This window comes from Clostridium sp. AF17-21AC (assembly GCF_003461365.1).
Lineage (GTDB): Bacteria > Bacillota > Clostridia > Lachnospirales > Lachnospiraceae > Coprococcus > Coprococcus ammoniilyticus.
In genome coordinates this window covers 40,984-66,477 of sequence record NZ_QTWY01000004.1, presented here as the reverse complement: position 1 = coordinate 66,477, position 25,494 = coordinate 40,984, and the positions used below count along the sequence as shown (strand labels likewise).

Genomic DNA, 25,494 nt, shown 5'->3' with positions numbered 1-25,494 from the left:
ATACAGAACACCATTGTAGTTGGGCTTTATCTACAATGGTCAAAAGCCCTAAGTGCGGTCTTTTTCTATAATACGTTTCTTAGCAATTTCCATTTTTAATTTTTGACTTGTCTGTCCGCCAAAAAAGCAATCAATTAAAGATTGAGCCTCACCGTATATTTCCACATTATTTCTTAACAGATACTCTCTTACAGTATACTTAATTATAGATTTCTCAATCTTATTCTCTAATTCCCTATTCAGTTCCTGTGCTCGTCTCGAAAATGTTGTTACATCTGCAACACGCGAAATCATCATTAGGTTCTGTAATTTATAATTAGAGTTTGAATTATAGTTAAATTCATTCAACGCAGTAATCGTTTGTTCAGAAGATGAAGTTGCTGCCACAACCTGATATAATGCCATTACCAACACCGCCGATATTTGTTCAATCATATGCTTTACACTATTGATGTTGACTTCTGCTATATTTTTTTCTTGACGCAAAGCAGAAATATCTTCATAAACTTCATTGCAAAATGCCTCAAAGTTATCGCCTATATCTTTAAGTACGTCAAATAAAAATTGATTAGGACATCTATATATCAACGAAACTAACACATCCTGTTGTTCCACCTTCATATTTTGACAAAAAGCTGGCAGTGTTTTTGATAAAATTTCCAAGTATTTGAAAGATATCATAATTTGATTTTCTATCTTTAACAAATCTTCTTCTGAATAATCATATTCGTTCACTAATTCAATCAAATCTGAAAATTTAGCATCCTCTTCTTGTTTTGCTAAGACCTCATCTCTTTGCTTTCTTTCCTCTTCATTAGGCAAACTATTCTTTACCGGAATAGTTGTATCCAATAAAAACTTTATATTTTCTGCATCAAAAGATAATTCTTCTTTTTTTTCAAAATGTTTTATTGCTCCATTAATGATAACATTAATAAACTTCGGATTATTAGTTATAAGTGCCAAAAATAATACAATATCACTATTAATGCTAAAGCATAAATTCTTCAAAAGATAATCCAAATAATCATTTATATCTTCGTCTTGATGATATTTTTGATTTAATGCTTGTGCCACAAAATAAGCAACTAATGTATGATCTTTAAATCGTATTTCGTCATCAACGTCAACTAATATCTTGGCTCTAATTGTAGCATCTATAAAAAAACGTATATTAACCTTCTGTCGATAGTTCTTCTTATAAGTTTCAACAACATTTGTTATTTCGTCTATTCCTACATAATTCTTTTTGCCAAAATGCATATAAAAAGCAAGTTCTCGCAAAACATTTATTACTATTGTTGGATCAACATTCTCGGAATTAGCAATAATGCGATTACGTATTGAACTCTCGTAAACTATATTAAATACATTTAAGCCAGATGAAAACTGAAACCTATAGTCTCTTTCATATTGATTAACAAAATTAATTATGAACTCAGGATCCAAATTAAAATATTTAATCTGTGCGTTAATAAGTTCATTGATTTTATGAGTTTCTTTATCTACATCTCTTTCAGTATTCTTATCACAAGACAAAATATTGCTTATAAGTTTTTTTCTTTTAACATACAAGAATGGTTTAATCACCATATTTAGAGTGTCGGGCTCAATCATCATATCTACTACTTGCTTTTTTATATCCAATTCCATTTTTTCTTCGCTAAACACAACAATTTTCTCAAAATTGTTATCTAAAAACTTCAGCAAGATATCCAATATATTTTTCGGTATGAGATTTGCCTCATCTAACAGAACAACTTTATTACTTTTGTGAATCTGTTTAAACAATTCATATGCATCATTCTCGCTATCATATTGTTCATAAAATGCATATTCAACTGTTCTGTCTATTTTTTTCTTATTAACATCACTAGCAGTAAGTAACAGTGGTGTTTTTCCTTGACTTAAGAAAGATCTAAACAGCCTTTTTGCTAGCAGAGTTTTACCTGCTTTATGTTCACCGGAAATTACAATTTTGTTATATTTTTCAATAACTTCCATTAGATCATTTTCAGTTTCAACATCATGTTTTTCTACTTCTTCATTTTCCCTACAAGTATTATATGTAAGGCTTGGAAATACGTAATAATCATCTATTTTTCTCTTACTGTTATCTATATTAAGAGATTCAACAAACTCTCTTTTTACTGTAAAAACTCTACCAATACAATCCTTTATTGGTGCATCCAGTATTTTTTTAGGTACATAAAATGACTCATTCCATAACAAAGAGTGTCCCGTCATTTTTCCACTATTAAAATCCAAATCAACTACACAAAAGCCATTTCCCTCTGTAGCATAACCGTGCAAAGCATTACCTTGTACATATTGAATCTCTCCAGCCCCATTTATATTACGACTTTCACCTACCGGCTCATGCTCATGACCAGTCAAAACAAGTGAATACTTTTTTGATATTATTTTCCTTAGTTTATCTTTACATGAGCTGTTAAACCATTCTATACTATGATGCATTACTAAGACATTTACATCTGCTTCCGTTGCGCTTTCAATCTTATCTATCTGTTCATCTGACAGATAGTGTCGCCCCATATCTTCGGCATTGCCACCCAACATTGATAATGGTGCTGTATTCAACATTACAAAGCCTACCTTCTTATCCTCATATGTAAATACCCTTTTAGATACTATTTTATCATCCAGAAAGCATTTTTTGCGTTGTGCAAAACCGAAGAAACCATCCATGCACGACAAATATCTCCTTATTAACGCATTCATGTCTCCTTCTAAACTTTCAACATCACCTATTTTAGGAAAGAAAATATCATGATTACCCGGTACACATATCATTTCTATATGCTTACCGCTCATTTTCTCTTCACGTACAGTTTTGGAAATGGCACCCACTAAACTACTTACATATCTATATTCATTATAATGCCCTGATGCAGCCAAATCACCCGATACAACAAGAATACATTCATCTGCATCATCGATTGTATTCATTGCTTGCATCATTTTATCTATATTAATTTCAAAAGGATCTGTTTTTTTCGAAAAGTGCATATCACTCAAATGTATCAATTGAAGTTTCATCCATTTTCCTCCCTCGTAATCTATAATATTACTAGTAATGTATATACGAAAGCATAATCTGCCCATTCGTTGCAAACATCTTATGCAACTACAAAAGCAAATATGGATTCTACATATAGTCTTCTATAAATTCAACTATGGTAATCTTCTATGTGTTATAATTAACTATCTTTCCCGTACTTTACAGAATCTTCTGCCACCATCATCATGGGTTGTGGCTCACTATCATAATATGAAATTACTTTATGTTCTGAATACTCCTCAAAATTCTCCACCTGTTCCATAACTTTGTTGAATACTTCCGGGCTATACTGTGGTGGATAACCATTCTTCACCAAGCAGATTTTTATATCAAGTTTTAATTGGTTACGAACATTCTGATTATTGAGCCAATCAGCAAATGAGGATTTTGTGTCAATAATATCTTTTATCTTCTTAGCTAATGCTTTACATTTATCATTTACTACAACACCGTCTACCTCTTTATCTGTTCCGTACACAAAGTTATATTGGTCACGCAGTGAAATCAAAATATCATAGAACGCTTTTTCTTCGAAGGTTAAACCGATTTTACGAAAACTTTCTCTGTTCTCGTTCATTTGACGAAGAATGGCTAACGCCTGTTCCGTGGCAATCCTAATAATATCCTCAGATGCCTTTTCCTGTGCTTCTCCAGCTTCTTCTGCTGTAAGATGTTTACGTCTTTCATGATACTCCGCGATAGTCTTTTCCAGCATTTCTTGGAATGATTTTGCAGCTAACTGATTCACTTTTCCGTATTCCTTAATCTGCTTACGAAGCATTTTTATAAGAAGTTCTAACTTGGTCGCAGGCATTTTGACATCAGATAATTTTTCAAAGTATTCTGGTGAAAAGATATCTTCTTCCTCGCCACTTTCAAGAACACTTTCCACCTGATTGTATTTCAATGCTTCTTCAACCATTTTGGAAACTGCACGATTCATGGTATCTGTATCCACTTCACTTGTTCCACTCATTTTACGAACAAAACCAGCTATAGCCATAAAGCATTGTGCAAGTGCAGATTCTTCTTCACCAAGATTACCGGAAGGCTGGCAGATATCAAAAGCACTTCTCATTCGTTTTACTGTTTTTAAGAAGTAGGTTTTAAATGAAACCTTCTGAGAGCCCTTGTTTCCTTCTGTTTGTAATTCCTGCGTTGATGCAAACACATATTCGGCAGCTTTAGCAAGAAGTCTGTATCGCTCGATAGGATCACAATTTGGATTTAAGAAAGGTGATAAATCATAATCACTAAACAGTGTTTTTATAATTTCTAACTCTTCTCTGAACACTGATGTAGCCTGTTCAACATCATCAGATGTAGGGGCAACAGAAGTATCTCCACCATAAACCTTCATTGCTTCACGCATATTGTCGCGAATGCCGATATAGTCGATTACCATACCAAATTCTTTTTCAGGATATTTTCTGTTTACACGGCTAATTGTCTGTATCAACAAATGCTTCTTAAGAGGCTTGTCGTTATATAAGTATGTAAGACAAGGAACGTCAAAGCCTGTAATCCACATATCTACGACAATAACGATATGGAAGTTTGATTTTTCCTGTTTAAAAGCAGCGTCAAGTTCTTCAGAACGCTTATCATTTTTAACTCCGCCCAAATAATTATACATATCTTCTTCATCGTTACTACCGACACTAGACACCATTGCGATAAATGGCATTGGCTTCAATTCTTTCAATTCTTCTTCGGTTACAGAAACTCCATCAGGTGATTTTTTTTCTTCGAACCATTCAGGATATTTATCCTTGAATTTCTGAAGTAACGCATATGCAATCTTTCTGTTTGAACAAACAACCATTGCTTTCTGTATTCTGTCCGGATCACCTGCACAGGAAGAAATATAGTGGTCATGGATATCTGTAGCAAGACGTTCTAATCGGGAAGGTTCCCCAAGAATTACTTCCATAGAACTCATTGCTTTTTTACTTGCTTCGATATCCTCATAAGTTGCACCATCATCAGCACATTTTTTATAGTAATCTTCAATCTCTTTTGCTTTTACCTTATCAAGTAAAACCTTTGCAATACGAGGGTGATATTTGATAGAAACAGTAAGACCATCTGCAACGGCCTGGTCCATTGTATATCGGTCAATTTCGTCACCAAAGGTCTGATATGTCTCTGCAATAGGAGTACCGGTAAATCCGACAAAAGTAGCCTGTGGAAATGCTTCTTTCAAAACCTTTGCGTATGGCTTTGAAACCATAGCTTTCATATTTTCATCAGCATCCTTGCTGAACTGAATCTTCTTAGAATGTTCAAGCTGAGTTCTGTGTGCTTCATCAGAAAAACATATAATATTCTGTCGGTTATTAATAAGACCGATTTTGTCATCTTCCCGGTCGCAGAACTTCTGAATTGTGCAAATGTAAAAACCACCACTTTGCCTTGCCCCAAGTTCCTGTCTTAACTGTGCTCTATTTTTTACAACAGATACTTCACCAAGGTTCAAAAATTCCATACTCTTTGTAAAAAGCTTTGCCCCCTGCTTTTGAAGTTCATCCCGGTCAACAATCAGGATAATTGTCGGTGACCCGATTTCCGGTATATCTGTACAACGAAGTGCAAGCTGACGGGCAAGAAAAGCCATAGTGTATGTTTTTCCGCATCCTGTCGCACCAAAATATGTTCCACCTTTACCGCTTTTTTGAACAACGGAATTAATAATACTTTGCTTGAGTAATCTTGCAGCAAAGAACTGTGGATAACGACATACAATTTCAACTTCGTCACTATCGTAAATGCTATCTTGAAAATAAATATAATCTCTGAAAATCTCTAAGAATCGCTCAGGTGCATAAACACCCTTTATCATTGTTTCGGTTTCTTCAAAAGGCAGAGTAGATACAGTATCTCCATCATTCACACGTCTCCAGGCATAAAAATGCTCATAAGGAGTACGAACTGTTCCAAGTCTTGTTTTAACACCGTCAGAAATACAAGCCAGAGGACAGTAATGTAAAAGATGTGGAATATCTCTCCAATAGCGTATATTAATTTGCTCCCATGCATCATAAACCGTAGCATTTGCATCAGCAGGATTTTTCAATTCAATAACGCACAATGGTATACCATTAACAAATAAGAGTACATCCGGTCTACGATTTTCTTTCTGACCATTGTTTGTATATTCTACTGTAAACTGATTTACCACACGGAATATATTCTTGTCCCAATTTTCAAAATCAATGAGAGGTATCATTCTCGCCAGTCCGTCTTGCGGTGTAAACTGTACCCCGTCAACCATCCAGCCATATACCTTGTGTAAAGTAGCAAAGTCACTTTCGCTTCCGACAAGACGAACATTATCAAAAATCTGAGTCACCTCATCTTCTGTTAATTCTGAATTGGTATCGGATATAAACTTCTTGAAATCATCAGCAATCAGCACATCTCTTTTGGTTACGCGAGAGATATTGTTACCAGAAGAATAAATCCAATCCTCAGCCTCCAAAAATCCAATGAAGGCATATTCATATTCTGATTCACAATAATGACCATTATATTCTTTTAATCTTGCCATAGATTACGCCTCCTTTGTTTTTCTCGCCTCTTCAATAGAGCCCTTAATAAGAATCGGGCAGATATCTTTTATTTGTGCTTTTAGTTTTTCGTTTATGTCTTTGCGAGTATTATATGCTTCAAAGATATTAACAATATCCTGTTGTATTTCAATATCAGGAACAGGAATTCTTACATCACACATTTCTTCCCAATCAAAGGTTTCTCTTGCACTTCCCCATGAATTAAAACGAGAATAACGATTAAACTCACTACGCTCAAATAACATTGATAGATATTCTGGCAATAATTCTCTTGTATCATTAACTTTAAATACAATATAAGAAGAAGAACAGATATAAACTTCGTTACTATTATTACGAGCAAGAGAGATTTTTTCTCCATTTCTTGAAGTTACAGTTACATATGCAAATTCATTAGGATTAACAATTTCATATGGTTTAAGAGATACCCCCTCCATATTCGCCTTTGTATCAATGAATTTCTTTTCAATCGAAACACCCCGTACAGCATCAATTCCATATACCAAGTCATCATTTTTATTTTCACACATTGAAATATAACTCCCCAACTTTCTATGTGATAGTTTCTTTCTGAGGTCGTCAATATACGCATCACAAACTAGTTTCAAATCCTCCAACCCACGCTCATAACTTTGCTGATTTGCAAGCATAGCATTGTAGATATCTACATACTTTTGCTGAATTGAAAGCGGTGGGAGGTCAACTTCCATATCACACATATCTTCCCAACTAAAAGTTTCTCTTGCAGACCCCCAAGAATTAAATCGTGAATAACGATCAAATTCAGAACGATTAAAAAACATAAATAAATAGTCGGAAAGGAGTAATTCTGGCTTACTTACATAAAAAACGGTATATATTGAGGAAATCAAAATATTGCCTTCATTTCTATTAAATGCAACAGCAATCTTATCACCACGCCTTGAGGTATCTGCTACATAAGCAAATTCATTCTCTTTAACTATCTTATACGATGTTAAGCTAACTCCATCCATATTAGCTTTAGTTTCAATGAATTCCTTACCTGTCGAGATTCCTCTAACATCATCAGCTGTATATCCTTCATCAGTATTTCGATTATCACATTGTTCAATCAGTTTCCCAAGTTTATATTTAGTCAATCCCATAGCCAATCCCCCTAAATGCATCTTCCAGCATCTGCTGGGATTTCTTTTCCTGCGCCAAAACTTCTTTCATTTCCGCCTGAATACGAGCTATTTCCTTTTCATAATCTATATCCAAATCATGGTCAATAAATTCTATATATTTGCTCGGAGTAAGTGTCCATCCCTTGCTTTCAATCTCATCAATACCCACACTACGATAAAGTTCAGGCACTTCATAATTCGTACCATCAGTGCCTTCGCTCTGCCATGTATGGTATATGTCTGCTGCTCTTTCAATCTGCTCCGTTACCAAACGTACCTTCTTTTTGTTCTCGCCTTTAACTGGGTTTTCCCTCCACTGACGTAAATCCATAAAAAGAATTTCATATTCATGATTACGAAGATTTCTACCGTGATATTTACCACCTTTTTTATTTTGATTCAGTATCCAAAGGGTAACACTGATATCAGTAGTAATGAACAATTCTCTAGGAAGAACAATAATAGCTTCCACCTTATCTTTCTGAATTAATTTTTTACGAATTTCTAAAGTATCACTGTCGTTTAATGAACCATTTGCAAGAAGAAAACCGGCAACTCCGTCAGCTTTCTTCAAATGCGAAAGCATATGCAGAATCCAGGCATAGTTAGCATTACTTTCCGGTGGTGTTACATAGTCTGCCCAACGAGCGTCATTTTTTAAATTGTCGTTATACCAGCCTTTAAGGTTAAATGGGGGATTTGCCATTATATAATTAAAATACAATCCCTTATGCAAGTCATGAGTGAATGAAGAATCAGCTTCATCACCAAGATTATGGCTAATACCACGAAGTGCAAGATTCATTTTTGCAAGACGATATGTTGCTGGTTCTTTTTCCTGACCATAAATATTAATGCCATTTAAGTTTCCCTGCTTTGACTTTACAAGTTCAGCACTCTGAATAAACATACCTCCCGAACCACAGCAAGGGTCATATAAAGTGCCATCATAAGGCTCAATCATAGTTGCAATCAATTGAACCACGTCATGCGGTGTATAAAATTCTCCCTCTTCTTTTGTAGCATTTACTGCAAATTCTTTAAGAAAGTATTCGTATACACGACCGATAAGATCTTTTTCTTCACCAAATGCCTTATGGCTGATTTTGTTTACTTCATCAACTATTTTCTTTATATCATTGGCAGCAAGATTTCGTGCCGTAAATGTTCCTTTCACAAAACAACCTTTCAACCACGGATCTTCTTCCCCTAGTCTTTGCAAAGCAGTATCAAGTGCAACATTTAATCCCGGAGCTGGTGTATGAATAATTGTCGACCATCTTGCTTCTGGTGGTAAATTATATGTTCCATCTGCGAAAGTAGCATCATCAAAAAAGGCTGCTCTTATATTTTCATCTTCCGGGTCTAATCCCTGTTCTATAAGTGTTTGCTTCAACTTTTCAATTCCATCTTCATACTTTTCTCCAATAAATCTCAAGAACACAAGTGTAAGCATCATATCTCTTTTTTCAAAGAATGAGCCAGAGTTACGTGCCGCACGTAAGTAATCTCTACAATTAAATAAAATACTATCTATGTTCAATGCTTTTTCAACTGTTTTCTTCTTAGCCATATTACTTTTCTTTCCTTTCCTCATCTGGAACGAATTCCATAATGTCTTGTATCTCACAATGCAATACATTACATACTTTTTCCAAAACTTGTGTACTTACATGTTCATTCTTCCCTAGTTTTGCCAGTGCATTTGTTGTAATTCCTGCCTGGTCTCTAAGGTCAACTTTCATCATATTTTCATCTATTAATTTCTTCCACAATTTGTTGTATCTGATTGCCATTATTAAACCCTTTCGTGACATCACAACTATTTACTATGCCCTTTGTATTATATCATCTGCAGCAACAATCTTCAACTATAAGTTGATTTATTCAACCTGGCACTATTTCCCCTTTCTCTCATTATACCGCTTCCCGTCCTTCGCCAGATACACACTTTGTGCCCACAACCCCCTTCGTGCATCCGCTTAAGGGGCAAAGCCCCCTAAAACCCCGTTTTCATATAGGTACTCCACTTTTTGGAGCCATATCATCAAAGTAGCTCCACTTTTTGACGTCATTTTTCAAAAGGTGCTCCATATTGTGGAGCCACTATAAAATTATCAAAATATCTATCATCTGATAGTGCGTCACTTTTTGGAGCCACTTTTATAAAAGTGCTCCATTTATTGGCGTCACTTTCCAAAAGGTGCTCCAAAAAGTGGAGCACCTATGTATATCCAATGGGTTTTAGGGATTTTTCCCTAACCAGTACAGCATTTTGCACCGGATATCCAAAATGCGTATCTGGCAAAAGACACCTCTAAACTTATCTGCATCATTTTACGACATAGGAATACCATTTCAGCAAATAGCAAAACCGACTGAATTTCTCCAGCCGGTTCTACTCCCACTTATCTTTCTACCATACACTCAAGTCATCCAACGCATCCAGCCACACCTGCATTTCCCCGCTAAGCATTAACCTCACATACTCTACCGGGGCATCTATCGCCAGTGCATCCATCCGTCCTTGGGAGTTTGGGGTGGTCCGAAGACCACTCTCCCACTTCCCACAATCAAGACTTATGATGTGATTGGTATCGTAGTGAACCACATTCACCGTATTATTCTGCTCGTTGTAAAATCCTCTTATCATTCTCATGACCAGCCACCTGCCTTTCGAAACCGCATCTCTGTTGCCATATCCACCAAATTGCTTTCCGGTTCCCCGGTAGCCTATGCATTCAGCAAATCCGCCACCTGCTTCTGCTTATTCGGATAAAGTTGTCCGTAGATATTCATGGTCGTATTCACGGAATCATGTCCCACCCTCTGGGCGATCACCAATGGTTGCATCTCCTTCTCTATAAGCAAAGCAATGTGCGAATGACGAAGATCATGCACACGGATAGGCTTTAGTTTCGCCTGCTCCGTCTTTTGCTTCATCTTTTTCTGAATTGCTCTGTCCGTGATAGGAAAGATTCGATCCTCTGGTGTCAATCCATATTGTCTGTCCACAAAGTCCTTCATCTCCTCTGCCAGGAACTTCGGAATAGTAATCTGACGATTAAAACTCTCGGTCTTCGGTGGTGTAATATAATCTGTCTGATTTCTCCTGTAATAAGTATTGGAGATGTTCACCGTTCCATTTTCAAAATCAATATCCTCGCTGGTAAGTGCCAGCAGCTCCCCTACCCGGCATCCAAGCCAGAATAACATCTGAAAGATAATCCGGTACATCTCCTCATCTGAACTAAAACCTTGTATAAACTGTTCGTACTCATCCTTGGTCCAGAAGTTTAACTCCTTCGCATTCGGACGCCCCATTTTATCCACCTTCTTGCAGGGATTGTCCTTCAGATCATAAAACTTCTCTGCGTGGTTAAAAAGTGCTGTGATCTGGTTCTGTATCATTCTCAGATACGTTGGCTTGTAATCCTAATTCAAAAGTGCATTCTGCCACTTGATAATATCCACAGCAGTAATTTCATTCATCTGTTTCTCACCAAAGTAAGGTATGATTTTGGTTTCAAATAGAGTCCGCTTTGTCATTATGGAACGCTCCTTCAGTCTCGGTGCCTTATCCTCAAAGTACACATCCACAAAGGAAGCAAACTTCATATCCATGCTTGCACTCTGTTTCTGTAAAAAATCACGTTCCCACTGCCGGGCATCCTTCTTGGTAGCAAATCCGCGTTTCATCTTGGATTTACTCTCACCAAGCCAATCCTTATAGTTGCACTTACAAAACCAGGTGTTTCGTTTCTCGTCCTTATAAACCGGCATATTCTTTACCTCTCTTTCTTGCAGCTGCCACACCCGGAATTACTCCGGGTATGGCTTATTCAGTTATCAAAGTTCATCTATTGTGCTTCGCCATATCCGTAGCACTTCTTCTCAAAGTAAGCTCTCGGAACGGAACCTGCCTTGGTAAAATACCCCAGTGCTTTCAGTTCCTTATTTCATCCACGAATGACTGCGTAAGCGGTTGATTCTGCAACTCCCAGAAGTTCTGCAACTTCCTTTGCAGATAAATAGCGATTCGTCATACTCCTTCCTCCTTTCCACTAAAACTTATGTACGTTCTTGCACATGGCACTCACCTCCCGTTATCTACTTAGTAACTATATTGTTACTGTTTGTTTTTGATTGTGTAGTAACATATATGTTTCTGTCAAGAGATGAGCGAAAAATATTTATCACTTATAAAAAACACTTCTTTTTATAGAGTTTACATTCCCATATCCACGGCTCTGCATTCTGTCCTGAATTGTAGACTTTTTTATTGCCATACAGTAACATTTATGTTATTGTATTATCAGAAACGATATTGTTACTATGTAATTGGAAGGAGTTACACGATGGCTATTGGTGAACGAATAAAACGAATCAGAACTTTCCGTAAACTGACACAAGCTCAGCTTGGCGAAGCTGTTGGCTTATCCGACGTACGAATCCGTCAGTACGAAATCGGCAACCGCACACCCAAGGAAGATATGATACAAGAGCTGGCAAAAGCCCTAAACTGTAATTACCGCTCCATCTACGAGCCTTCCCTCTACGCAGCGGAAGATGTAATGTATGCTCTCTTTGAATTGGATGAACATTACAATATGCCCCTCTACGAAGTTGCAAATCCCGAAGACCCTACCAAGAAACATATCGCTGTTGGTTTTGATTATTCTTTGTTGGATGATTTCCTGAATACCTGGAAAAAGAAAAAAGAGGACTTAGCCTCCGGTAAAATTACCAAAGAAGAGTATTTTGAATGGAAGATTAACTGGCCTCACACCAAAGATTAGAAACCCGTGTATCACACGCGTATCACAAGCCCATTTTGAGTGAAGAACTTGAAAAGGGCATTTTCTATGTTCGTTAATCTTTTCTAAGAAATGCAACCTCGCTTGACGGCTCGGTCGTGGCATTCGCCACATAAGAAAAGCCACTAATACCAAAGGTCATGAGCAAGCTCACTCCCTTGGTTTTAGCGGCTTTCCTGCATTTCTCATTGCTAAAACGCAAAAAACCGCAACTCCTCATAAAATGAGGAATTGCGGCTTGTATTTAAGTTTCTATGATACGAAATCAAAGATTACTCGATAATTGTAGCAACACGACCTGATCCTACAGTACGTCCACCTTCACGAATAGCGAAAGTAAGACCCTGGCTCATAGCGATTGGGTGAATCAGTTCGATTGTCATTTCTACGTTATCACCAGGCATGCACATCTCTGTACCTGCTGGAAGGTTACAAACACCTGTTACGTCAGTTGTTCTGAAGTAGAACTGTGGACGGTAGTTGTTGAAGAATGGTGTATGACGACCACCCTCGTCCTTTGTAAGAACGTAAACCTGAGCTGTGAACTTTGTATGACATGTGATTGAACCTGGCTTACAAAGAACCTGACCTCTTACGATATCTTCTCTCTTGATACCACGAAGAAGAGCACCGATGTTATCACCAGCCTGTCCTTCATCAAGGAGCTTTCTGAACATCTCGATACCTGTTACTGTTGTCTTCTGGATTTCTGGCTTAATACCAACGATTTCAACTTCATCATTTAAGTGGATAACACCAGCTTCTACTCTACCAGTAGCAACTGTACCACGACCTGTGATTGTGAATACGTCCTCTACAGGCATGATGAATGGCTTATCTGTATCTCTCTGAGGATCTGGAATGTATGAATCTATTGTGTCCATAAGTTCCATAATCTTATCTCCCCAAGGTCCCATTGGATCTTCAAGAGCCTTAAGAGCTGAACCCTTAACGATTGGGCAATCTGTGAAACCATACTCTTCAAGCTGTTCTGTAACTTCCATCTCTACAAGTTCGATAAGCTCGTCATCATCAACCATATCGCACTTATTTAAGAATACAACGATGTAAGGTACACCAACCTGACGTGAAAGTAAGATATGCTCCTTTGTCTGAGCCATAACACCATCAGTAGCAGCAACAACAAGGATAGCACCATCCATCTGAGCTGCACCAGTGATCATGTTCTTAACGTAGTCAGCATGTCCCGGACAGTCAACGTGTGCGTAATGTCTCTTCTCTGTCTCGTACTCAACGTGAGCTGTAGAGATAGTGATACCTCTTTCTCTCTCTTCTGGAGCCTTATCAATGTTAGCGAAATCAACAGCTGCGTTACCAGCTACTCTCTCTGAAAGAACTTTTGTGATAGCTGCTGTTAATGTTGTTTTACCATGGTCAACGTGACCGATTGTACCAATGTTACAATGTGGCTTACTTCTATTAAACTTTTCCTTTGCCATTTTTTAATATCCTCCTTAAATTTCGTACCCCTAAGGGCTATGCTTGGCTAAAACTCATTATATAGAATATATAAAAGATTTTCAACCTTTTTTTATCTCTTTATACCAGCAGGCACAAGGATTTTCAACCTTTTTACCTGCTGATATGATTTATTTTACTCTTTTAAGTCGAAAAGCACGGCAAAATGCCTTTCTGAGTTGTCAAACTATTATTTTGACTTTTCTGCAATAACCTTCTCCTGAACACTCTTTGGACACTGAGCGTATCTCTCAAAGAACATTGAATAGTTACCACGTCCCTGTGTAGATGAACGAAGCTCTGTTGAGTAACCGAACATCTCTGCAAGTGGAACGAATGCTCTGACGATCTTACCACCGCCGATATCATCCATACCTTCGATCTGGCCTCTCTTAGCATTTAAGCTTCCGATTACATCACCTAAGTATTCCTCAGGCATTGTAACTTCAACCTTCATGATAGGCTCCAGAAGAACTGGGTTTGCCTTAGCCATAGCATCCTTGAAAGCCATAGAACCAGCGATGTGGAATGCCATTTCTGATGAATCGACTTCATGGTATGAACCATCGTATACATTTGCATGAACACCAAGTACCGGGTATCCACCAAGAATACCAGCCTTAGCTGCTTCTTCGATACCTTCACCAACTGCTGGGATATATTCCTTAGGAATAGCACCACCAACAACTGTGGATTCGAACTTGAATGTCTCTTCACCGTTTGGATCCATTGGCTCGAACTTAACTTTACAGTGACCATACTGACCACGACCACCTGACTGCTTAGCATATTTGCTATCAACGTCAACAGCCTTGGTAAATGTCTCTTTGTAAGCAACCTGAGGTGCACCTACGTTAGCCTCAACCTTGAACTCACGAAGCAGACGGTCAACAATAACCTCAAGGTGAAGCTCACCCATACCGGCGATAATTGTCTGTCCTGTTTCTTTATCTGTATGTGCTCTGAATGTAGGATCTTCTTCAGCAAGCTTTGCAAGAGCCTCGCCCATCTTACCCTGATCATTCTTTGTCTTAGGCTCGATAGCAAGCTCGATAACTGGCTCTGGGAATTCCATTGACTCAAGGATAACCGGATGCTGCTCATCACAGATTGTATCACCGGTTGTTGTTACTTTGAAACCAACAGCAGCTGCGATATCACCAGCGTAAACCTTATCAATTTCCTTACGAGCATTTGCATGCATCTGTACGATACGTCCTACACGCTCTTTCTTGTCTTTTGTTGCATTTAATACATATGAACCTGAGTTCAATGTACCTGAATATACTCTGAAGAATGCTAACTTACCAACGAATGGGTCTGTCATGATCTTGAATGCCAATGCAGCAAATGGTTCTTCATCTGATGAATGACGAACTACATCATTTCCTTCAGGATCTACACCTGTGATATCAGGGATATCTGTAGGAGCTGGCATATATTCAATAACACCATCAAGCATCTTCTGAACACCCTTATTCTTGTATGCGGAACCAAGGAATACCGGAACTGCTTCACAAGCAATAGTTGCTCTACGAAGAACTTTCTTCATTTCGTCGATTGAAGGCTCTTCACCCTCAAGGTACATCATCATTAAGTCATCATCTAACTCGCAGATTTTCTCTACAAGGTTCTCATGCCATTTGTCAGCAAGCTCTTTTAAGTCATCAGGGATCGTTGTGATCTCGATGTCTTCACCCTTATCATCTTTATAATAGTATGCATCCATCTCAAATAAGTCGATCAGACCGATGAAATCGGATTCTTTACCGATAGGAATCTGAACTGGAATTGCATTCTTGCCCAGACGATCAATAATTGTCTGAACTGAGTAGAAAAAGTCAGCACCCATTTTATCCATCTTGTTGATGAATGCCATACGTGGAACGTTGTATGTGTCAGCCTGACGCCATACGTTTTCTGACTGAGGCTCTACACCAGCCTTTGCATCGAATACACCAACGGCGCCATCAAGTACACGAAGTGAACGCTCTACTTCTACAGTAAAGTCTACGTGACCTGGAGTATCAATGATGTTGATTCTGTGCTCTAAAGCACCAGCCTTTGGTTTGTGATGATCCTCTAATGTCCAGTGACAGGTTGTAGCAGCGGAAGTGATTGTAATACCTCTTTCCTGCTCCTGCTCCATCCAGTCCATAGTAGCTGTACCATCATGAGTATCACCGATTTTATAGTTAACACCGGTATAGTATAAGATTCTCTCTGTAAGAGTTGTCTTACCAGCATCGATATGAGCCATAATACCAATGTTTCTTGTTCTGTCCAATGGATATTCTCTTCCAGCCAACGGATTGTCCTCCTTTTATTATTCTGTAGACGGCACAGATTAGAATCTGTAGTGAGCAAACGCCTTGTTTGCTTCTGCCATCTTGTGCATATCTTCTTTTCTCTTTACAGATGCACCTGTGTTATTAGCTGCATCCATGATTTCTCTTGCAAGTCTTTCTTCCATGGTCTTTTCACTTCTGGCACGTGAAAATGTTGTTAACCAACGAAGTCCAAGAGCCTGTCTTCTATCTGGTCTTACATCGATAGGTACCTGATATGTTGCACCACCGATACGTCTTGCCTTAACCTCGAGTAATGGCATGATATTGTTCATAGCCTCTTCAAATACCTCGATAGCGTCCTTACCAGTTTCAGTTGCGATACGGTCGAATGCACCGTAAACAATCTTCTGGGCAACACCCTTCTTACCATCTAACATTACGTTGTTGATAAGCTTGGTAACCACCTTGTTATTGTAAATTGGATCCGCTAATACGTCTCTCTTTGCGATATGTCCTTTACGTGGCACGGTTCTTCCCTCCTTAATATTTATTAATTCTTCGGTACTCACATTATAAAATGTGTTCGTGCTGTTATTTCCATCTCTTCTATCTATCTGATGTTTTCTGCATTTTTATACATCAACACCTTATCTCATAGCAAAAACATGGCCTAACCAGCACATTTTTTTGGAATGTTTCCAATAATACGGTTTTAATTACTTCTTAGCATCTTTTGGACGCTTAGCACCGTACTTAGAACGAGCCTGACGTCTCTTTGCAACACCTGCTGTATCAAGAGTACCTCTGATGATATGGTATCTTGTACCAGGTAAGTCCTTTACTCTACCACCACGGATAAGAACTACGCTATGCTCCTGAAGGTTGTGACCTTCACCCGGAATATAACTTGTAACTTCGATACCGTTTGATAAACGAACTCTGGCGATCTTTCTCAGAGCTGAGTTAGGCTTCTTAGGAGTAGCTGTCTTAACTGCTGTACAAACTCCTCTCTTCTGTGGAGAGCTTGTCTCAGTTGGCTTCTTCTTTAATGAGTTGAAACTTCTCTGAAGAGCTGGTGCAGTTGACTTCTTCTCTACTGTCTGTCTTCCCTTTCTAACTAACTGGTTAAATGTTGGCATGTTTTCACCTCCTACTTTCAAAATAAAAAATAATATAAGGCATACGTTCTCACGCATGCCTTACCATTATATATATTGAAATTATTCGTGTCAAGCACTTTTCAAATTTATTTATTCGTTATCAGATGTCTCTGCCTCTACAGATTCCAAGTCTGAAGCATTTTCTTCCGCCTCATCCTCTGCATCTGCATCGGTATCAACTGCATCTTCTAACTCTGTGCTTTCCGGATCATCTCCGAAGTCGATCTCGTCATCATCATCAAAGAAGTTGATCTCATCCATCTCTGTATCAAGCTTTACAGAACGATAACGCTTCATACCTGTACCTGCTGGGATCAGCTTACCGATAATAACGTTCTCTTTCAGACCATTAAGCGGATCTACCTTACTCTTAATAGCTGCATCTGTAAGAACCTTTGTTGTCTCCTGGAAGGACGCTGCTGACATGAAGGAATCTGTAGCAAGTGATGCCTTTGTAATACCAAGCATTACCTGTGAGCCTTCTGCCGGCTGTTTGCCTTCTGCGATGAGCTGCTCATTTGTATCTTCAAAATCAAGAACGTCAACCAGTGTTCCCGGAAGGTAGGATGAATCTCCGTTATCCTCGATCCTGATCTTCTTTAACATCTGACGAACAATGATCTCGATATGCTTATCATTGATATCAACACCCTGAAGTCTGTATACTCGCTGTACTTCACGAAGCATGTAATCCTGAACTGCACGGATACCTTTGATCTTTAAGATATCATGTGGATTAACAGAACCTTCTGTTAATTCATCACCGGCTTCCAGAACCTGATCGTCCAGAACCTTGATACGGGAACCATAAGGAATTAGGTATGCCTTTGATTCGCCTGTCTCGTCATTTGTGATAACAACTTCTCTCTTCTTCTTATTATCACGAAGCTGAACCTTACCGCCAAACTCTGCGATGATCGCAAGTCCCTTTGGCTTTCTTGCTTCGAACAACTCTTCTACTCTAGGAAGACCCTGTGTAATATCATCACCGGCAACACCACCAGTATGGAATGTTCTCATGGTAAGCTGTGTACCAGGCTCACCGATTGACTGAGCTGCGATGATTCCGGCAGCTTCACCAACCTGTACCGGCTGTCCGGTTGCCATGTTGGCACCGTAACATTTTGCACATACACCAAGGTGTGACTTACATGTCAGGATCGTTCTGATCTTAAGCTTTGCATCCTGTCTTGTAACACCTGTATCCGGATCAAGGAACGGAACACCGTTTGAATCTACGCCCTGATTTACGATCAGAGCAGCTCTCTTTGGTGATACCATGTGGTTTGCCTTAACTAAAAGGTTACCATCTTTATCGTATACAGATTCTGCAAGGTAACGACCTGTAATTCTCTCCTGGAAGGATTCGATTACTTCTTTTCCCTCCATGAAAGCTTCTACTTCCATACCAGGAATTGCTTTTCCTGCACAACAATCTGTCTCACGAATGATCAGATCCTGTGATACGTCAACCAAACGTCTGGTCAGGTATCCTGAATCGGCTGTACGAAGCGCTGTATCAGACAGACCCTTACGAGCACCATGTGCCGAAATGAAGTACTCCAGAACGTCAAGACCTTCACGGAAGTTTGACTTAATCGGAAGTTCGATCGTACGACCGGTTGTATCTGCCATCAGACCACGCATACCAGCCAGCTGTTTGATCTGCTGGTTAGATCCACGGGCACCGGAATCTGCCATCATGAAGATGTTGTTATATTTATCAAGTCCGTCCAGAAGGGCTTTTGTCAGAACCTTATCGGCTTCTTCCCAAACCTTAACAACAGCGAGGTATCTCTCCTCCTCTGTCATAAGACCACGTCTGAACATCTTTGTGATCTTGTCAACCTGAGTCTGAGCATCTGCAAGGATCTGCTTCTTCTCGTCCGGCACCTTCATATCTGAAATAGATACTGAAATAGCACCTCTGGTTGAATACTTGTAACCGATTGCCTTTACGTCATCCAGAACTTCAGCAGTCTTGGTTGCGCCATGTGTATTGATACATTTGTCAAGGATCGGCTTTAACTGTTTCTTACCAACATGGAAATCAATCTCAAGTTTCAGGATATTGTCAGGATTTGTTCTGTCAACATATCCAAGATCCTGAGGAATGATCTCGTTGAACAGCAAACGACCGAGTGTAGTATCGATGATACCTGTAACCTCTGTTCCGTCTTCTGTCGTAACAGTTCTTCTTACTTTTATCTTAGAATGGAGAGTGATCTCCTTGTTCTCATATGCAAGCAGTGCTTCGTTCTTTGACTTGAAGAACTTGCCTTCTCCGATATCGCCATCCTTCTCCATTGTCAGATAGTAGATACCAAGAACCATATCCTGTGAAGGAACGGCAACCGGAGCACCATCTGAAGGCTTCAGAAGGTTATTCGGGGACAGGAGCAGGAATCTACATTCTGCCTGTGCCTCAACTGTAAGCGGAAGGTGAACAGCCATCTGGTCACCATCGAAATCGGCGTTGAACGCTGTACATACCAGTGGATGAAGCTTGATTGCCTTACCTTCTACAAGGATAGGCTCAAATGCCTGGATACCCAGTCTGTGAAGTGTAGGAGCACGGTTTAACATAACCGGATGCTCTTTGATTACATCCTCAAGTACATCCCAAACTTCCGGCTCAAGCTTTTCTACCATCTTCTTAGCAGCTTTAATGTTATTTGCTCTGCCGCTGGCTGTCAGTTCTTTCATAACAAATGGCTTGAATAACTCGATAGCCATTTCCTTTGGAAGACCACACTGATAGATCTTAAGTTCCGGTCCTACTACGATAACGGAACGTCCTGAATAGTCAACACGCTTACCAAGAAGGTTCTGACGGAAACGTCCCTGCTTACCCTTTAACATATCGGACAGAGACTTTAATGCTCTGTTACCCGGACCTGTTACAGGACGGCCTCTTCTACCATTATCAATTAACGCATCAACAGCTTCCTGAAGCATTCTCTTCTCGTTTCTGACAATGATGTCAGGAGCGTTCAGATCAAGAAGTCTTCTTAAGCGGTTATTTCTGTTGATAATTCTTCTATATAAGTCATTCAGGTCAGATGTAGCAAATCTGCCGCCATCCAACTGAACCATAGGTCTGATATCCGGTGGGATAACAGGAATAACATCCATGATCATCCACTCCGGCTTATTCTCAGAATTACGGAATGCTTCAACAACTTCCAGTCTCTTGATGATTCTGGCTCTCTTCTGTCCGCTTGAATTCTTAAGCTCAGCCTTTAATTCTTCGCTTTCTTTATCCAGATCGATTGCTCTTAAGAGCTCCTGAATGGACTCAGCACCCATTCCTGCACGGAAGGAGCCGTATCCGAAGTCCTCTTCAGCCTTTCTGTATTCCTGCTCTGTCAGAACCTGCTTATAAGTAAGCGGTGTGTCCTTTGGATCAAGAACAATATAAGATGCAAAGTATAATACCTTTTCAAGTACTCTTGGAGAAATATCAAGGATCAGTCCCATACGGCTAGGAATACCTTTGAAATACCAGATATGGGATACCGGTGCTGCAAGCTCGATATGACCCATACGCTCTCTACGAACGCTGGCCTTTGTAACCTCTACACCACATCGATCACAGATAATACCTTTATATCTGATCTTCTTGTATTTACCACAATGACATTCCCAGTCCTTGCTAGGTCCAAATATTCTCTCACAGAACAAACCGTCTTTTTCCGGTTTTAATGTTCTGTAGTTGATAGTCTCAGGTTTCTTAACCTCACCATGTGACCATTCTCTGATTTTTTCAGGAGATGCAAGTCCGATTCTAATTGCGTCAAAGCTTAAAGCCTGTTCCTGTTCTGGAGTTTCCATGTTAAATTCTGGCATCTTACAAAATCTCCTTTCTAAAATTCATCATCTGAGTTGTCATCATAATCATCGCTGTAATCATCCAGATATTCTCCGTCTGATAATGATGTCAGCTCATCATTTTCATCTGTTCCGCTGAAGCCCGCTTCTTCAAATTCACGTCCATCAGCTTCCCGTTTATCATCATCGATCATGCTCTTAACATTCTCGTCATACGCTTCGATCGTCTCACCGAGATCAACCTCTGTCATATCGTCTTTTACAACTCTGACATCGAGACCAAGTGACTGGAATTCCTTCAGCAGTACCTTGAATGACTCAGGGATACCAGGTGTAGGAATGTTCTCACCCTTAATGATCGCTTCATATGTCTTAACACGTCCGATTACATCATCCGACTTAACAGTCAGGATTTCCTGTAATGTATATGATGCACCGTATGCTTCCAGTGCCCAAACTTCCATCTCACCGAAACGCTGTCCACCGAACTGAGCTTTACCACCCAGAGGCTGCTGTGTAACTAATGAGTACGGACCGGTTGAACGTGCATGGATCTTATCATCAACCAGATGGTGGAGCTTAAGATAATGCATGTAACCGATTGTTACAGGGCTGTCAAATTCTTCACCGGTTCTACCGTCACGAAGCTGTACCTTACCGGTTCTGTCGATTGGAACGCCCTTCCATTCTTCTCTGTGATCTCTGTTCTCATAGAGGTAATTCATTACTTCTTCTGAAACAGAATCTTTATATTTCTCGTAGAAGTTCTCCCACTCAGTATTTGCATAATCATTCGCCATCTCAAGAGTATCCATGATATCAAACTCGTCTGCACCATCAAACACAGGAGTTGAAACCTTGAATCCGAGAACCTGTGAAGCAAGACCAAGATGGATTTCAAGAACCTGTCCGATATTCATACGTGAAGGAACGCCCAGTGGGTTCAACACGATATCGAGCGGACGGCCATTTGGAAGGAATGGCATATCTTCTACCGGAAGTACACGGGAAATTACACCCTTGTTACCATGACGACCAGCCATCTTATCTCCTACCTGGATCTTTCTCTTCTGAGCAATGTATACTCTGACTGATTTATTAACACCCGGTGAAAGTTCATCACCATTTTCTCTTGTGAAGATCTTGGTATCCATGATGACACCAAATGCTCCATGAGGAACCTTCAGGGAAGTATCTCTTACTTCTCTTGCCTTCTCACCAAAAATGGCACGAAGGAGTCTTTCCTCTGCTGTCAGTTCTGTCTCTCCCTTAGGAGTAACCTTACCGACAAGGATATCTCCGGCACGAACCTCAGCACCGATACGGATAATACCATTCTCATCCAGATCCTTTAATGCATCGTTGGACAGTCCAGCAAGATCTCTTGTGATCTCTTCCGGTCCGAGCTTGGTATCTCTCGCTTCGCATTCGTACTCCTCAATATGAATAGATGTATATACATCATCTTTTACAAGTCTTTCACTTAAAAGAACAGCATCCTCGTAGTTGTAACCTTCCCAGGTCATGAAACCGATCAGAGGGTTCTTTCCAAGTGCGATCTCTCCACCTGAAGTAGACGGTCCGTCTGCGATAACCTCTCCAGCCTTAACATGCTCGCCCTTGAATACGATAGGTCTCTGGTTCATACAGTTACCCTGATTGCTTCGTGCGAACTTGATAACGTGGTAGATATCCTTTGTTCCATCTTCATCTGCCTTAATACAGATTTCCTTACTTGTGGAATATTCAACTACACCATCTCTCTTTGCAACGATGCATACACCTGAGTCAACGGCTGCCTTTGCTTCCATACCGGTACCTACAACGGCTGATTCGGTAAGCATAAGCGGAACTGCCTGACGCTGCATGTTTGATCCCATCAGAGCACGGTTTGCATCATCGTTCTCAAGGAAAGGAATCATGGATGTAGCAACTGAGAATACCATCTTAGGAGAAACGTCCATCAGATCAACTCTTGATTTCGGGAACTCTGTTGTATCCTCTCTGTATCTTCCTGATACGTTGTTATTTACGAAATGACCATCTGCATCCAGAGGTTCATTTGCCTGTGCAACTCTGTAATTATCTTCTTCATCTGCCGTCAGATAAATAACCTCATCTGTAACTACAGGGTTTGCAGGATCTGATTTATCCAGTTTTCTGTATGGTGCTTCTACAAAACCATACTCATTGATTCTTGCATAAGTAGCCAGAGAGTTGATCAGACCGATGTTAGGACCTTCAGGAGTCTCAATAGGACACATTCTACCATAATGAGTATAGTGTACATCTCGAACCTCGAATCCTGCTCTGTCTCGTGACAAACCACCGGGACCAAGGGCTGATAATCTTCTCTTATGAGTCAGCTCAGACAATGGGTTGTTCTGATCCATGAACTGTGACAACTGGGAACTTCCGAAGAATTCCTTAACTGCTGCTGTTACAGGCTTGATGTTGATCAGAGACTGTGGAGTGATCGTCTCTACGTCCTGAGTCGTCATTCTCTCTCTTACAACTCTTTCCAGTCTGGAAAGACCGATTCTATACTGATTCTGAAGAAGTTCTCCGACTGCACGGATACGTCTGTTACCAAGGTGATCGATATCATCCTTTGTTCCAATACCATATTCAAGGTGAATGTTGTAGTTAATTGAAGCGATAATGTCTTCTTTTGTTATATGCTTTGGAACAAGGTCAGATGCATCTCTTGCGATAGCTGCCTTTAATTCTTCTTCGTCTGAATATTCATTTAAAAGGGTTTCAAGAACAGGATAGTATACACCCTCATGGATACCTACTTCAGCAGGATCAAATCCAACATACTTGGACAGATCTACTACCATATTTGAAAGCACCTTTACGTTACGTTCTTCTGTCTGGATCATAACATATGGTACAGCAGCATCCTGGATATACTTTGCCTGTGCTCTTGTAAGTGTCGTGCCTGCTTCTGCGATCACTTCACCGGTTGCCGGATCGATCGCATCCTCTGCAAGTATCTGACCTGTGATTCTGTTCTGGAATGCCAGCTTCTTATTGAACTTATAACGTCCAACCTTTGCAAGATCATAACGTCTTGGATCAAAGAACATTGCATTGATCAGGTTCTCTGCACTCTCTACTGCAAGAGGCTCACCCGGTCTTATTTTTTTGTACAGCTCAAGAAGACCATCCTGATATGTCTCAGAAGGATCCTTTTCAATACTTGCTAAAATCTTTGGTTCTTCGCCAAACAGATCGATAATCTCTGCATTTGTTCCGATTCCCAGTGAACGGATAAGTACTGTGATAGGCACCTTTCTGGTTCTATCTACACGAACATAGAAAACATCATTCGAATCTGTTTCGTACTCTAACCATGCACCACGGTTTGGGATAACTGTACAGGAGTACAGCTTCTTACCAATCTTATCATGTGCAATATCATAGTAGATACCAGGTGAACGCACCAACTGGCTTACGATAACTCGCTCTGCACCGTTGATCACAAATGTACCTGTCTCGGTCATAAGAGGAAGATCACCCATGAAAATCTCATGTTCTGACATTTCCTTTGCGTCATTTGCATGGAGTCTTACTTTTACTTTAAGCGGTGCAGCATATGTTGCATCTCTTTCCTTGCACTCTTCGATTGAGTACTTCACATCATCTCTACATAACTGGAAATCTACAAACTCAAGACTAAGCTGTCCTGTATAGTCAGTAATAGGAGAGATATCTTTAAATGCCTCCTTCAGACCATCGGTAAGGAACCACTGGTATGAGTTTTTCTGAACTTCGATAAAGTTAGGCATCTCCAGTACATCTTTCTGTCTGGAATAACTCATTCGGATACCTTTACCAGATTGAACAGGACTAATTCTGTTTTTTTCCATCGACACATTCACCCCTTGGAATTTATTTTTAAGCGTATATTCTGTTGAAATGCTTACATTTAACCGAAATATATTAGCCGTGTCATTATATGTCTGGTTCGAACGCAAACCAACCCATAGTATAGACATCCTACACTGTATCACATTTTCAAGGTATATGTCAAGAAATATTTGGAATTTTTTATTAAAGAATTGTATATGAACTTTTATCCATATTTATATGCCCCTCTGCATTCTTT

At 39.6% G+C, this 25,494-nt stretch carries 15 protein-coding genes; 1 reads left to right on the top strand and 14 read right to left on the bottom strand.

Features of this window, described 5'->3' with window-relative positions; genetic code table 11:
• Positions 1-48: 48 nt before the first annotated feature.
• The 8 genes from DWW85_RS07115 to DWW85_RS12925 form a co-directional block, all read right to left on the bottom strand.
• Entirely contained in the window at positions 49-3,060 is a 3,012-nt protein-coding gene (locus DWW85_RS07115; protein WP_181986528.1) for a metallophosphoesterase, read from the bottom strand.
• 161 nt (positions 3,061-3,221) lie between these two features.
• The gene (locus DWW85_RS07110; RefSeq protein WP_117808173.1) at positions 3,222-6,632 is read right to left on the bottom strand and encodes an HsdR family type I site-specific deoxyribonuclease; all 3,411 of its coding nucleotides are present in this window, start codon (positions 6,630-6,632) and stop codon (positions 3,222-3,224) included.
• A gap of 3 nt (positions 6,633-6,635) precedes the next feature.
• Positions 6,636-7,781, bottom strand: coding sequence for a restriction endonuclease subunit S (locus tag DWW85_RS07105; protein ID WP_117808172.1), 1,146 nt, complete (start codon positions 7,779-7,781; stop codon positions 6,636-6,638).
• Positions 7,768-9,375, bottom strand: a complete 1,608-nt coding sequence (locus DWW85_RS07100) for an N-6 DNA methylase (RefSeq protein ID WP_117808171.1) — start codon at positions 9,373-9,375, stop codon at positions 7,768-7,770. The genes DWW85_RS07105 and DWW85_RS07100 overlap by 14 nt, the downstream gene beginning before the upstream one ends.
• A gap of 1 nt (position 9,376) precedes the next feature.
• Positions 9,377-9,598 carry a helix-turn-helix transcriptional regulator gene (locus DWW85_RS07095; protein ID WP_117808344.1) on the bottom strand — a complete coding sequence of 74 codons (222 nt, stop codon included), beginning with the start codon at positions 9,596-9,598 and terminating at the stop codon, positions 9,377-9,379.
• Between the two features lie 620 nt (positions 9,599-10,218).
• A complete protein-coding gene (locus DWW85_RS07090; RefSeq protein WP_117808170.1) occupies positions 10,219-10,461 on the bottom strand; it encodes a DUF6061 family protein in 243 nt (80 codons plus the stop codon).
• A gap of 74 nt (positions 10,462-10,535) precedes the next feature.
• On the bottom strand, positions 10,536-11,213 hold the full coding sequence (locus tag DWW85_RS12930) for a site-specific integrase (RefSeq protein WP_242996085.1): 678 nt from the start codon (positions 11,211-11,213) through the stop codon (positions 10,536-10,538).
• A gap of 24 nt (positions 11,214-11,237) precedes the next feature.
• On the bottom strand, positions 11,238-11,585 hold the full coding sequence (locus DWW85_RS12925; RefSeq protein ID WP_242996083.1) for an Arm DNA-binding domain-containing protein: 348 nt from the start codon (positions 11,583-11,585) through the stop codon (positions 11,238-11,240).
• Between the two features lie 575 nt (positions 11,586-12,160).
• On the opposite strand from DWW85_RS12925, the gene DWW85_RS07075 reads away from it, so the two are divergent.
• Positions 12,161-12,601 (top strand): helix-turn-helix transcriptional regulator, encoded by a 441-nt coding sequence (locus tag DWW85_RS07075; protein ID WP_117808169.1) that lies wholly within the window; start codon positions 12,161-12,163, stop codon positions 12,599-12,601.
• A 290-nt stretch (positions 12,602-12,891) separates the two neighbouring features.
• Here DWW85_RS07075 and tuf read toward each other — a convergent pair whose 3' ends face one another.
• The 6 genes from tuf to DWW85_RS07045 all read right to left on the bottom strand — a co-directional run bounded on the left by tuf (position 12,892) and on the right by DWW85_RS07045 (position 25,255).
• Positions 12,892-14,079, bottom strand: coding sequence for an elongation factor Tu (gene tuf, locus DWW85_RS07070; protein WP_117808168.1), 1,188 nt, complete (start codon positions 14,077-14,079; stop codon positions 12,892-12,894).
• A 209-nt stretch (positions 14,080-14,288) separates the two neighbouring features.
• Positions 14,289-16,406 (bottom strand): elongation factor G, encoded by a 2,118-nt coding sequence (gene fusA, locus DWW85_RS07065; protein ID WP_084770701.1) that lies wholly within the window; start codon positions 16,404-16,406, stop codon positions 14,289-14,291.
• 39 nt (positions 16,407-16,445) lie between these two features.
• Complete coding sequence (gene rpsG / locus DWW85_RS07060; protein ID WP_044945754.1) at positions 16,446-16,916, bottom strand: 30S ribosomal protein S7; 471 nt, start codon at positions 16,914-16,916, stop codon at positions 16,446-16,448.
• Between the two features lie 189 nt (positions 16,917-17,105).
• Positions 17,106-17,528, bottom strand: a complete 423-nt coding sequence (gene rpsL / locus DWW85_RS07055; RefSeq protein WP_044945751.1) for a 30S ribosomal protein S12 — start codon at positions 17,526-17,528, stop codon at positions 17,106-17,108.
• A 111-nt stretch (positions 17,529-17,639) separates the two neighbouring features.
• Entirely contained in the window at positions 17,640-21,398 is a 3,759-nt protein-coding gene (gene rpoC / locus DWW85_RS07050) for a DNA-directed RNA polymerase subunit beta' (RefSeq protein ID WP_117808167.1), read from the bottom strand.
• A 17-nt stretch (positions 21,399-21,415) separates the two neighbouring features.
• A complete protein-coding gene (locus tag DWW85_RS07045) occupies positions 21,416-25,255 on the bottom strand; it encodes a DNA-directed RNA polymerase subunit beta (RefSeq protein WP_117808166.1) in 3,840 nt (1,279 codons plus the stop codon).
• Positions 25,256-25,494 lie beyond the last annotated feature (239 nt).